Genomic DNA, 12317 nt, shown 5'->3' on the forward strand with positions numbered 1-12317 from the left:
CTGAAGTCCTCCGTGCCGTCGCGCTGCTGACCTGCGCGGGTTCTCGTCACCCGCCCGGACGACGCTAGGAACGGGGGATTGCCGTCAGGTCAGCGCAATCGGTCCGCCGTGTCACATCCCGCTCACCACGGCCGGCGTGCCGGTGTGCGGCGCAGGTCAGGACGTGGGCTGGGTCACCCGCACCGCGAGGACCGCGGCGAGCCCGGTGACGTCCAGGGCGCGGGCCGGGGCGCTGCCCGCCGCGACCACCACGGCGAGGTCCGGCCGCAGCGCGACGGCCTCGCTGAGCAGGGCGATCCCCGCGCTGCTGAGGTACGGCACCCCCGCGAGGTCGACGACGAGCGGAGCCTCCCCGGAGCGCGCGGCGGGCAGCAGGGCGCGGGCGACCGGCTCGCGCCCGGCGAGGTCGACGTCGCCGGTCACGACGAGGACCTGCGCGCCGCCGGGCCCCGTGCGCCACGTCACAGCGGCGGGGACGGAGGCGACGGGGCGGTGCGGGAGCGTGCCGGCGGGCGCCGGCGGCGCGGTGCCGGGCGGCACCCGGAACGCCACGCGCGTGCCGGTCCCGCCACGCTCGATCTCCAGCTCCTCGCCGAGCTCGCGCATCACCCGCAGGCCGTGCCCGCGGTAGCCGGAGTCCGCGGGGACGGGGCGCCAGCGGCCGGCGTCGGCCACGGCGACCTCGACGGCGCCGTCGCCCGCCCGCGCCAGCGACCAGGTGAAGTCGCCGCCGCCCTCGGGATAGGCGTGCTCGACGGCGTTGGCCGCGGCCTCGCCGAGGGTGAGCTGGACGTCGTCGGCGGCCTCCGGCAGCACCCCGGCCTCGACCAGCCACGCGGCGGCGGCGCGGCGCATCCCCCGCAGGCTGGTGGGGTCGGCCGGCAGGGTGGCGGACAGCGGGGCCGGCACGGTCCGGACGACGAGGAGGGCGACGTCGTCCGCCGGGGCGTACCCGCGGAGCACCCCGGCGACGACCTGCTCGGTCAGCGCACCGGGATCAAGGTCCGCGTGCTCGCGCACGGTCGCGGCGAGCCGGTCCAGCCCGGCGTCGAGCACCTCGTCGCGGGTCTCGACCAACCCGTCCGTGTAGAGGACGAGCGAGGTCACGGGGCCGAGGACCTCGGCGCCCTCCGGCCGCGGCGAGCGGGCGGACGCGCCCAGGACCGTGCCTGCGCCGCCGGCGAGGAACCGGGTGCCCTCCTCGTCGAGCAGCAGGACGGGCGGGTGCCCGGCCGAGGACCAGCGCAGCTCGCCGCTCGACCAGTCGTAGGTCAGGCAGGCGCAGCTGCTGCCGGCCGACCCGGGGACGTGCGCGGCGAAGCGGTCGAGCCGCTCCAGCGCGGCGGCGGGGGAGCGGCCGTCGAGCAGGTGCCCGGCGAGCGCGCTGCGCAGCTGCCCCATGACCGCGGCGGCCGCGGGCCCGTGCCCGACGACGTCGCCGATCACCAGGGCGACCCGCGTCCCGTCGAGGGGGAGCAGGTCGTACCAGTCGCCGCCGGCGTGCGCGTCCTCCGCCGACGGCGTGTACCGCGCCGAGGCGGCGAGCCGGGCGAGGGCGGGCAGTTCACGGGGCAGGAGGCTGCGCTGGAGCACGGTTGCGATCTCGCGTTCGGCCTCCAGCAGCCGCGCCCGGTGCAGTGCCTGGGCGCACTGGTCGGCGAGCGACTCGGCCGTCGCGCGCTCGGTGGGGCTGGGCACCCGGCCCTGCGGCAGCGCGACCGTGAGCAGGTCGGTCCCGCCGTCCGCGGCGCGCAGGGGCAGGCAGCCGAGCGAGCCGTATCCCCGCTGCGCCAGGGCGTCGTGCACCCGGGCGTGCCGGCCGGCCCAGCCGAAGCCGGCCGCGTCGTCCGTCCCCTCCTCGAGCAGCCAGAGCGTCGCCCCGCGCAGGCCCGCGAGCAGCCCGTCGGGCCGTGCCGTCAGCGCCCCACCGCCCGCCAGCCGGTCGTCCGTTCACCCGGCGACGGCGATGCTGCGCAGCCCCTCGTCGCCCGCGGGCTCCCACACGGCCACCCCGCACGGGCCCAGCAGCTCGCGGACCTGCTCGAGGGCGACCTCCGCGACCCGGGCCGGCGTCGCGGCGGCGGACAGCGCGGCGGTGGCCCGTTGCAGCAGCCCGAGCTGGCGGTTGGCCTCCTGCTCCCGGCGCAGCAGGTGCTCCCGCTCGGCCTCGGCGCGCCGCCGCTCGGTGATGTCGCGGCCGATCGCCTGCAGCCGCTCGCCGGCGAACCGCATGGACAGCTCGACCGGGACGGTGCCGCCGTCGCGCCGGCGCAGCTCCCACACCTCGGTGAGGGGCTCGCCACCCCGCAGCGCGGCGAGCAGCTGCTGGAGCCGGCCCACGTCGTCCGGCCGCACCACGTCGGCGATCGAGAGCCGGAGGTGCTCCTCGCGGGTGTGGCCGAGCATCGCGCAGGCAGCCGGGTTGACGTCGATGTAGCGCCCGTCGGCGTCGGCGAGCCAGATCCCGTCCGTGGCGCGCTCGGCCAGCAGCCGGTACCGCTCCTCGCCCTCCCGCACCGCGGCGTGCGCGTGGGCCCGCTGCAGGGACTCCCAGCAGCGCGCCACGACGGCGTCGAGCAGGGCGACGTCGTCGGGGGTCCAGCGCCGGGGCGTCGCGTGGTGCACGGCCATCGCGGCGACGAACCGCCCGCCCTTGTGCAGCGGCGTGCAGATCACGGCCGCGATCCCGGTGCGGTGGTAGATCTCCCGCTGCGCGGGGAGCACCCGGGGATCGGTCTCGGCGTCGTCGAGCACGTAGGGCACGCCCTCGCGCATGCAGCGCAGGGTGTCGGCGCTGAACTCCGACATCGCCATCCGGCCGGTCAGCGGCGGCAGCCCGCGGGCGTAACTGCCCGTCATCGTGAAATGGTCCTCGTCCGCCTCGGCCTCGGCGTAGGCGCACCGGTCGACCTGCATGTGCTCGCCCAGCATCCGCGCGACCACCCGCATGATCTCCTCGGGGTCCTCGAGCGGCTGCAGCGCACGTTCGAGCCCGGCCGTGAAGCGGGGATCCGCGGCACCGGGGGCCGCGGGGGAGTCGAGCACCGGAGGATCGTAGCCACCCGGGCCCGGGGTCGCAGGGCGTTCGGTGCCGAAGCCGCTGGTCAGGGCCTGACGGGACCCCGGAGACACGAAAAGCGGCCGAAGCCGCTTCGTCGTGCCCCCGGCAGGATTCGAACCTGCGCTCCCGCCTCCGGAGGGCGGTGCTCTATCCCCTGAGCTACGGGGGCGACTCCCGCTCGCCGCGTTCCCGCGGCGTGCAGGAGAAACCCTACAACACCCCCGGATCAGTTCTGCGGGAGGGGCTGCGCACCCCGCGCGGCCAGCAGCTGCCGCATGAGATCGGCCTCGGAGGTCTGCGCCGACAACGCCTGCGCGGCGAGGTTGCGGACCTCCGGCAGGGCCGCGCGCTCGGCCGCGTACTGCAGCATGTCGGCGCCGCCGAGGTGGTGGCGCAGCATCAGCTGCAGGAAGAGCGTGTCGAGCTGCGTGCCCGAGGCCGCCCGCAGGTTCCGCAGATCCTCGTCCGTGGCCATCCCGGGCATCCGGGCGGCGCCGGCCGACGCCGCGTCGGACATCGCGTGCCCGTGCCCGGCGTCGGCCGGGTCGGCCATCCAGGTCATGTAGGGCCGGCCGGTGGGGAACGGGGCGGCGCCCCAGAGCCCGAGCCAGCCCTGCATGCGCCCGATCTGCTGCAGCTGCGTGGTCTCGATGTCGAACGCCAGCTGCTTGACCTGCGGGTCCGACGTGTGGTCCCGGGCCCACGAGGCCATCTCGACGGCCTGCTCGTGGTGCACGGTCATGTCCTGCGCGAACCCGACGTCGACCGAGTCGGCCGACGGCGTGGTGGTCCCCGCGGAGCCGGGCAGGCCGATCAGCATCCCGGCGGCCCCGCCGATGAGCAGCAGCGCCACCGCGGCGGCGATCACCACCAGCGGGCGGACCCACCGCGGCTCGCGGCGGCCGGCGTCGGCCGCCGCGTCCGGTTCGGCGAGGTCCGCGGCCACGGGGCTCACTGGCCGCCGGTGGTCGGGTCGGGCATCGTGCCGCCGGTGGTGCCGGCGCCGCGCTCGGCCACGATCGTGCCGCCGTTGATCTCGGCCACGCCCGGGGTCGGCTCGAAGGCCGGCGGGTTGTCCTGGTCGAACGCGCCCGGCCCGAGGGCCTGGCAGGTCGCGCCGATCTCCGGGTAGTTGTACTGGTTGCGGCGCAGCGCGGTGATGAACTGGTCGATCCGCGGGTCGTTCGCGTCGCCCAGCTTGAGCTGGTGGTTCCACGCCTGCAGGGAGATCGGCTGGTCCAGGCCGGGGTAGGGCGCCATCACCGTGTACGGCTGGCCGTCGACCTTCGCGGAGAGGGTGTCGAGCGCCGCCCCGCTGACCTGGTCGGGGTTGTAGGCGATCCAGACGGCGCCGTGCTCGAGCGAGTGCACGAGGTTCTCCTGGCGTACCGCCGTCGGGTAGACGATCCCGGTGCACGCGGCCCAGTACTGGTCGTGGTCCCCGCCGAACGGCGGCGTGTGGGTGTAGGCGACGCGGGTCGGCCCGACGACGTGCCCCTGCCCGGACCCGGTGTAGTTGTCCGTGACCACGCCGGCGATCTGGGCGGACGGGTCCCGGTTGGTGTCGCTCGGGGTGTACGCGGCGAGGGCGTCCTGGGCGGCGCTGTTCTCGTTGTTCTTGTAGACGGCGTAGCCGAAGATCGCGCCGGCGAACAGCACGACGACCAGTACGCCCGCGATCAGGCCCCACGGCGTCGACCGCTGGGTGACGACCGAGTTGCGGGCCTTGTTCCGACTCGCCTTGCTGCTCTTGCCGCTGGCCATGAACCGTCCAGTTGATCGGGGGTCGAGGGCGACCTCACCCAGATGGCGGTCGCGGCCCCGCAGTCTAGGAGCGCCGCCTGAGAAACCCCCGAGTGCCACCTCCTATCCTCGTGGGGTGACTCCCGACGTGCTCGCCGACCTGGTCCGTGTCGCCGCGCTGGACGTGCTGGCCGCGCGCGGCCTGGCCGCGGACGCGCTGCCCGCCGACGCGGGCGTCGAACGGCCCCGCAACCCCGAGCACGGGGACTACGCCACCAACGTCGCGCTGCGCACGGCCAAGAAGGCCGGCGTGCCCCCGCGGGACCTCGCGGGCTGGCTTGCCGAGGACCTCGCGGGCCGCGCCGGGATCGCGTCCGCCGAGGTGGCGGGGCCGGGCTTCATCAACCTCCGGCTGGCCGCCGACGCGCAGGGCGCGCTGGTCGGCGAGGTGCTGGGGGCCGGCGGGGCGTACGGCACCGGCGACGAGTACGCCGGGCGCAACGTCAACCTGGAGTTCGTCTCCGCCAACCCGACCGGCCCGCTGCACCTGGGCGGCACCCGCTGGGCCGCAGTGGGCGACGCGCTGGGCCGCGTGCTCACCGCGCGCGGCGCGAAGGTCACCCGCGAGTACTACTTCAACGACGCCGGCGCCCAGATCGACCGGTTCGTCGCCTCCCTGGTCGCGGCCGCGAAGGGCGAGCCCGCGCCGGAGAACGGCTACGGCGGCGCCTACATCGCCGACATCGCCGCCCGGGTGGTCGAGGCCGAGCCGGCGGCCCTGGGCTCCCCCGACCAGGACGAGATCTTCCGCCGGGTCGGCGTCGGCCTCATGTTCGCCGAGATCAAGCAGGACCTGCACGAGTTCGGCACGGACTTCGACGTCTGGTTCCACGAGAACTCGCTGCACGAGTCCGGCGCGGTCGACGCGGTCGTCCAGCAGCTCAAGGACTCCGGCGCGCTCTACGAGGCGGACGGCGCCTGGTGGCTGCGGTCGAAGGACTACGGGGACGACAAGGACCGGGTCGTCATCAAGAGCGACGGCCGCCCGGCCTACATCGCCGGCGACCTCGCCTACCTCCGGGACAAGCGGGCGCGCGGCTTCGACCTGTGCATCTACATGCTCGGCGCCGACCACCACGGCTACATCGCCCGGCTCAAGGCGGCGGCCGCCGCGTTCGGCGACGACCCCGCCGTCGTCGAGGTGCTCATCGGCCAGCTGGTCAACCTGGTCAAGGACGGCCAGCCGGTCCGGATGAGCAAGCGCGCCGGCACCGTCGTCACGATGGAGGACCTGGTCGAGGCCGTGGGCGTCGACGCCGCCCGCTACTCGCTGATCCGCTCGTCGGTCGACTCGGCGCTGGACATCGACCTGGACCTGCTGGTCAAGCGCAGCAACGACAACCCGGTCTTCTACGTGCAGTACGCGCACGCCCGGCTGGCCTCGCTCGCCCGCAACGCCGCCGACCTCGGCGTCGAGCCGGGGACGGAGTACGGCCTGCTCGAGCACCCGCGCGAGGGCGACCTGATCCGCACGCTGGGCGAGTTCCCGGAGATCGTGCGCGCGGCCGCCGAGCTGCGCGAGCCGCACCGGGTCGCGCGCTACCTCGAGGCCCTGGCCAGCGCGTACCACAAGTTCTACGACAGCTGCCGGGTCCTGCCGATGGGCGACGAGGAGGTCACCGGGCTGCACCGCGCCCGGCTCGGCCTGTGCGTCGCCGCCCGGCAGGTGCTGGAGAACGGTCTCGGGCTGCTCGGCGTGAGCGCACCGGAACGGATGTGAGGACGGACCCGTGAGAGCGCACCCCGCCGGCCCGCTGCACGGCGGCATCCAGGCGCCGCCGGAGACGGCCGGCCCCCGCCCGACCGGCGCCGCCGAGCTCGACCACCTCGCGCCGGCCGTCTGGCCGCGCAACGCCGCCCGTGGCGCGGACGGCGCGCTGCGCGTCGCCGGTGTCGACGTCCGTGAGCTGGCCGAGCAGTACGGCACCCCGCTGTTCGTGGTCGACGAGGGGGACTTCCGGTCCCGCGCGGCCGAGTTCGCCGCCGCCTTCGGGGCCGAGTCCGTGCACTACGCGGCCAAGGCCTTCCTCAGCACCGAGATCGCGCGCTGGGTCGCCGACGAGGGCCTGTCGATGGACGTCGCGAGCGGCGGCGAGCTCGCCGTCGCGCTGCGCGCCGGCTTCCCGGCCGGGCGGATCGCGATGCACGGCAACAACAAGTCCGTCGCCGAGCTGGCCGCCGCCGTGGAGAGCGGCGTGGGCCGGATCGTGCTCGACTCGTTCCACGAGATCGTCCGGCTCGACGCCGTGGCCGCCGAGCGGGACGTCGTGCAGCCGGTGATGATCCGGGTGACCGTGGGCGTCGAGGCGCACACGCACGAGTTCATCGCCACCGCGCACGAGGACCAGAAGTTCGGCTTCTCCATCGCCGGTGGCCTGGAGTCCGACGCCGCCGAGGCCGCCCGCCGTGTGCTCAAGGCCGGCAACCTGCAGCTCGTCGGGCTGCACAGCCACATCGGCAGCCAGATCTTCGACACCGAGGGCTTCGAGGTGGCGGCGCACCGCGTCGTGCGGCTGCTGGCCGACCTGCACCGCGAGCACGGCGCGGCCGCCCTCGCCGACCTCGCCACCCTCGACCTCGGCGGCGGCATCGGCATCGCCTACCGGCCGGACGAGGACCCGCTGTCCATCCCGGCGCTGGCGAAGGAGCTGCGCGGGATCGTCGAGCGCGAGTGCGCGGCGGCCGGGCTCGACGTGCCGGAGATCGCCGTGGAGCCGGGGCGCGCCATCGCGGGCCCCGGCGGGATCACGCTCTACGAGGTCGGCACGCTCAAGGAGGTCCCGCTCGGCGTCGGCGCGCGGCGGTACGTCAGCGTCGACGGCGGGATGAGCGACAACATCCGCACCGCCCTCTACGACGCGCTCTACGACTGCCGGCTCGTCTCCCGGGCGTCGGCGGTCGACTCGGTGCCCGGCGGCGACCGGCCGGCGCTCTCGCGCGTGGTCGGCAAGCACTGCGAGTCCGGCGACATCGTCGTGCGGGACTGCTGGCTGCCCGCCGACCTCGCCCCCGGCGACCTGCTGGCCGTGGCCGCCACCGGCGCCTACTGCTACTCGATGGCCAGCGCGTACAACCGGCTGCCGCGGCCGGCCGTCGTCGCCGTCCGCGACGGCGAGGCGCGGGTGATCCTGCGCCGGGAGACGGACGAGGACCTGTTCCGGCTCGAGGTCGGCCCGTGAGGCGGGCCGCGTGCGGACGGGCGTGAGGGTGGGCACCCCGGACTGTCGCGCGGGGCGCCGAGCAGGGATGATCCCCGGTCGGGCCCGGCCCGTCGCACCCGCCGGGATCGCCCGCATGACCGTGTCAGGAGGATCGTCGTGACGTCAGACGCGCCCGTCCGGGTCGCGCTGCTGGGCTGCGGGACCGTCGGGTCCGAGGTCGTCCGGCTGCTCGAGGACCAGGCGGGGGACCTCACGGCCCGCGTCGGCGCGCCGGTCGAGCTCGCCGGGGTGGCCGTGCGCCGCCCGCACCGGCACCCGGAGCTGAACCCCGACCTGGTGACCACGGACGCCTCTGCGCTCGTCACCCGGGACGACGTGGACGTCGTCGTCGAGGTCGTCGGTGGCATCGAGCCCGCCCGCACCCTCCTGTTGCAGGCGATCAAGTCCGGCAAGTCCGTGGTCACCGCGAACAAGGCGCTGCTCGCCGAGGACGGGGCCACGCTCGCCGAGGCCGCGGACGCCGCCGGCGTCGACCTCTACTACGAGGCGTCCGTCGCGGGCGCGATCCCGCTGCTCCGCCCGCTGCGCGAGTCGCTCGCCGGGGACCGGATCACCCGCGTGGCCGGGATCGTCAACGGCACCACCAACTTCATCCTCTCCGCGATGAGCGCCTCGGGCGCCGGCTACGCGGAGGCGCTCGAGGAGGCCACCCGGCTCGGGTACGCCGAGGCCGACCCGACGGCCGATGTCGACGGCTACGACGCCGCCTCCAAGGCGGCGATCCTCGCCACCATCGCCTTCCACACCCGGGTCACCGCGGCCGACGTGCACTGCGAGGGCATCCGCCGGGTCACGGCCGCGGACATCGCCGCCGCCCGCGGGCTCGGCTGCGCGATCAAGCTGCTCGCGATCTGCGAGCGCGTCCCCGGCTCCGGCGGTGCGCCCGAGTCCGTGTCCGCGCGCGTCTACCCGGCGATGATCCCGCTCAGCCACCCGCTCGCGGGCGTCGACGGGGCGTTCAACGCCGTGTTCGTCGAGGCGGACGCCGCCGGCCAGCTGATGTTCTACGGCCAGGGCGCGGGCGGCGCGCCCACCGCCAGCGCCGTGCTGGGCGACCTGGTCGCCGTGGCCCGCAACCGGGTCGCCGGCGGGCGCGGGCCGCGGGAGTCCGCCTACGCGAGCCTGCCGGTGCTGCCGATCGGCGACGTGCACACCCGCTACCACGTCAGCCTCGAGGTCGCGGACCGCGCGGGCGTGCTGTCCGCGGTCGCGGGCGAGTTCGCGCGGCGCGGGGTGAGCATCGCCGCGGTGCGCCAGACCGGCGGCCGCGAGGACGGGGACGTGCCGGAGGCCGAGGCCGCGGAGGAGGAGCTGGCCGCGCGCCTGGTCGTCGTGACGCACGGGGCGCCGGACTCCGCGCTGCACGCGACGGTCGAGGCGCTCGCCGGGCTCGACGTGGTCCGCGGTGTGGAGAGCGTGCTGCGCGTGGAGGGGCTGGGCCGTCCGGTCAGCACCCTCGGCGTGGCCGGATGAGTGCGCGGGCGGACGACGCCGCGCGATGACGGGAGAGACTGTGAGCACCGCCGTGAACCGGCTGGCCCCCTGGCCGGGCGTGATCGAGGCCTACCGCGACCGGATGCCCGTCGGGCCGGACTGGGAGATCGTCACCCTGGCGGAGGGCGGCACCCCGCTGCTGCCGGCGCCGGTGCTGTCCGAGCGCACCGGCTGCGAGGTCCACCTGAAGGTCGACGGCCTCAACCCGACCGGGTCCTTCAAGGACCGCGGGATGACCATGGCCGTGACCGCGGCGCTCGCCGAGGGCAAGCAGAGCGTGCTCTGCGCGTCGACCGGCAACACGTCCGCCTCGGCGGCCGCCTACGCCGCCCGCGCCCGGATGACCAGCGCCGTGCTGGTGCCGCGCGGCAAGATCGCGCTGGGCAAGCTGGCCCAGGCCGTGGCGCACGGGGCCCGGATCCTGCAGATCGACGGCAACTTCGACGACTGCCTCGAGCTGGCCCGCAAGACCACCGCGGACTACCCGGCCATCGCGCTCGTCAACTCGGTGAACCCGACCCGGATCGCCGGCCAGGCCAGCGCGGCCTACGAGATCTGCGACGCGCTGGGCCGCGCCCCCGACGTGCACTGCCTGCCGGTGGGCAACGCGGGCAACATCACCGCGTACTGGAAGGGCTACCGCGGCTACCACGCCGACGGGCTCGTGTCCTCGCTGCCGCGCATGTTCGGGTTCCAGGCCGCCGGCGCCGCGCCGCTGGTCCAGGGCGCGCCCGTGAAGAACCCCGAGACGATCGCCACCGCGATCCGGATCGGCGCGCCGGCCTCGTGGAACGGCGCCGAGACCGCCCGCGAGGAGTCCGACGGCCGGTTCGCCGCTGTCACGGACGACGAGATCCTGGCGGCGCACCGGCTGCTGTCCACCCGCGAGGCCGTGTTCGTGGAGCCCGCGTCGGCCGCGAGCGTCGCCGGGCTGCTGCAGGCCTCGGCGAACGGCTGGCTGGACCGCGGGCAGCTCGTGGTGTGCACCGTCACCGGCAACGGGCTCAAGGACCCGGACAGCGTGCTGGCCACCGCCCCGGCGCCCGAGATCGTGCCGATCGACCCCACGGCCGTCGCCGCGGCCCTGGAGCTGGCCTGATGGGGCGGCCCACCGAGGTGCGGGTGCGCGTTCCGGCGTCGTCGGCCAACCTCGGGCCCGGCTTCGACTCGCTCGGGCTCGCGCTCGGCCTGTACGACGACGTCGAGGTGTGCGCCACGGCGGAGCCCGGCGTGCACGTCGAGGTCGAGGGCGAGGGCGCCGCCCAGGTGCCGTGTGACGAGACGCATCTTGTGGTGCGCGCCATGCGGACCGCGTGGGCGCTGTTCGGGGACGAGCCGGCGGGCCTGCGGATGCGGTGCCGCAACGCGATCCCGCACTCGCGCGGGCTGGGCAGCTCGGCCGCCGCGGCGGTGGCCGGCGCCGTCGCCGCCTGCGTGCTGTCGGGGCGCGACCCGAAGCTCGAGCAGGAGGCGTTGCTGCAGGTCACGGCCGGGATGGAGGGGCACGCGGACAACGCCGCGGCCAGCCTGCTCGGCGGTTTCGTCGTGGCCTGGGAGCAGGTCGGGAACACCAGCGCGCGCTTCCACGCTGTACGCCTCGACGTGCACGCCGGCATCGCGCCGGTCGCGCTCGTCGCAGGGGTCGAGTCCTCCACCAAGACGACCCGCGGTCTCCTTCCCGAACTGGTCCCGCTGCCCGACGCGGCGTTCACCGGGAGCCGGACCGCACTCTCCGTCCTCGCCTTCACCCAGCGGCCCGAGCTGCTGATGGCGGCCACGGAGGACCGGCTGCACCAGGGCTACCGCCGCCCGGCCTACCCCGGGTCCGCGGACCTCGTCGACGCGCTGCGCGCCCACGGCGTCCCGGCCGCGATCTCCGGCGCCGGACCGACCGTCCTGGCGCTGACCACGGACGGGACGCTGCCCGGGGACGTGGACACCGCCGGTTTCACGGCGCTCCCGCTGCCCGTCGACACGCTCGGTGCGCAGGTCGAGATCGGCTGAGGTCCTGCGCCGACACGCCGGGCCCGACCGGGGGTGTTGTTGCCGCGGAACCCTGGACGGTCTACCCTCGGTTTCGCACGGCGATCCACGCGTCATCCGCGTGGCCTCTCGAGCCGGAACCCACTCACTGCAGTCCATGCGGTCGGAATCCGGACCGGACCGAGCGGCCTCTTCCCCGCGACCGTCGCACTGGTCGCCGCCCCTGCACATCGCCGACGGCGGCTCTCTTCATGCCGCCCCGGCGTCGTAGTCCGGCGGAGGAGCCGGACGTGACGTGTGGAATCCGCTGGTCCCGGCACCGCCCGCGGGCCGGTCAGGAAGGAACTTCGTGAGCGAGACCGATCTCGTCAGCACCCCGGCAACGGCAGAGGGTGCTGCCCCCAAGAGGCGGGGCGGACTGTCCGGAATGGTCCTCGCCGACCTGCGCCAGCTCGCCGGGGAGCTGAACATCCCGGACATCGCCGGGATGCGGAAGGGCGACCTCATCGCCGCCATCAAGGAGAAGCAGGGCGCCGCGCCGGCGAAGCGGACCTCGAGGAAGGCCTCCGCCGCCGACCAGCTCCCGCTCGACGGCGGCGAGGACACCGCGCCCGTCAAGCCGCGCCGCACCCGCGCGGCCAAGGCCGAGAGCGTCGAGGCCCCTGCGGCGCCCGCCGCGGAGACCGCGGCCCCGGCGGGTGACGCCGAGCAGCCGGCCGAGCAGCCAGCCTAGGCCCCCGCCTCCGCCGAGGCCC

Annotated in this window: 10 protein-coding genes and 1 tRNA gene; 6 read left to right on the forward strand and 5 right to left on the reverse strand. The window is 75.4% G+C overall.

Annotated features, from left to right (window positions below):
- Positions 1–156: 156 nt before the first annotated feature.
- The 5 genes from PKE99_RS35515 to PKE99_RS35535 form a co-directional block, all read right to left on the reverse strand.
- The gene (locus tag PKE99_RS35515; RefSeq protein WP_051737271.1) at positions 157–1806 is read right to left on the reverse strand and encodes a SpoIIE family protein phosphatase; all 1650 of its coding nucleotides are present in this window, start codon (positions 1804–1806) and stop codon (positions 157–159) included.
- A gap of 144 nt (positions 1807–1950) precedes the next feature.
- Positions 1951–3045 carry a PAS domain S-box protein gene (locus PKE99_RS35520; protein ID WP_051737272.1) on the reverse strand — a complete coding sequence of 365 codons (1095 nt, stop codon included), beginning with the start codon at positions 3043–3045 and terminating at the stop codon, positions 1951–1953.
- 113 nt (positions 3046–3158) lie between these two features.
- Positions 3159–3230, reverse strand: a tRNA-Arg gene (locus PKE99_RS35525).
- Between the two features lie 57 nt (positions 3231–3287).
- Positions 3288–4016, reverse strand: coding sequence for a DUF305 domain-containing protein (locus tag PKE99_RS35530; protein ID WP_051737273.1), 729 nt, complete (start codon positions 4014–4016; stop codon positions 3288–3290).
- Entirely contained in the window at positions 4013–4825 is an 813-nt protein-coding gene (locus tag PKE99_RS35535; protein ID WP_037044673.1) for a thioredoxin-like domain-containing protein, read from the reverse strand. The genes PKE99_RS35530 and PKE99_RS35535 overlap by 4 nt, the downstream gene beginning before the upstream one ends.
- Positions 4826–4940: 115 nt before the next feature.
- Here PKE99_RS35535 and argS point away from each other — a divergent pair, with 115 nt between their 5' ends.
- The 6 genes from argS (at position 4941) to PKE99_RS38890 (ending at position 12295) form a co-directional block, all read left to right on the forward strand.
- Entirely contained in the window at positions 4941–6584 is a 1644-nt protein-coding gene (gene argS, locus PKE99_RS35540) for an arginine--tRNA ligase (protein ID WP_037044675.1), read from the forward strand.
- Between the two features lie 10 nt (positions 6585–6594).
- Positions 6595–8043 (forward strand): diaminopimelate decarboxylase, encoded by a 1449-nt coding sequence (lysA, locus tag PKE99_RS35545; protein ID WP_037044678.1) that lies wholly within the window; start codon positions 6595–6597, stop codon positions 8041–8043.
- Positions 8044–8181: 138 nt separating this feature from the next.
- Entirely contained in the window at positions 8182–9558 is a 1377-nt protein-coding gene (locus PKE99_RS35550; protein ID WP_231498174.1) for a homoserine dehydrogenase, read from the forward strand.
- A 40-nt stretch (positions 9559–9598) separates the two neighbouring features.
- Positions 9599–10678, forward strand: coding sequence for a threonine synthase (gene thrC / locus PKE99_RS35555; RefSeq protein ID WP_498371915.1), 1080 nt, complete (start codon positions 9599–9601; stop codon positions 10676–10678).
- The gene (gene thrB / locus PKE99_RS35560) at positions 10678–11583 is read left to right on the forward strand and encodes a homoserine kinase (RefSeq protein ID WP_037044684.1); all 906 of its coding nucleotides are present in this window, start codon (positions 10678–10680) and stop codon (positions 11581–11583) included. Before thrC ends, thrB begins: the two co-directional genes overlap by 1 nt.
- 328 nt (positions 11584–11911) lie before the next feature.
- Positions 11912–12295, forward strand: a complete 384-nt coding sequence (locus PKE99_RS38890; protein WP_306470787.1) for a Rho termination factor N-terminal domain-containing protein — start codon at positions 11912–11914, stop codon at positions 12293–12295.
- Positions 12296–12317: the final 22 nt, after the last annotated feature.

Source organism: Pseudonocardia halophobica (genome assembly GCF_027922425.1).
In the GTDB taxonomy this organism is placed as follows: domain Bacteria; phylum Actinomycetota; class Actinomycetes; order Mycobacteriales; family Pseudonocardiaceae; genus Pseudonocardia; species Pseudonocardia halophobica.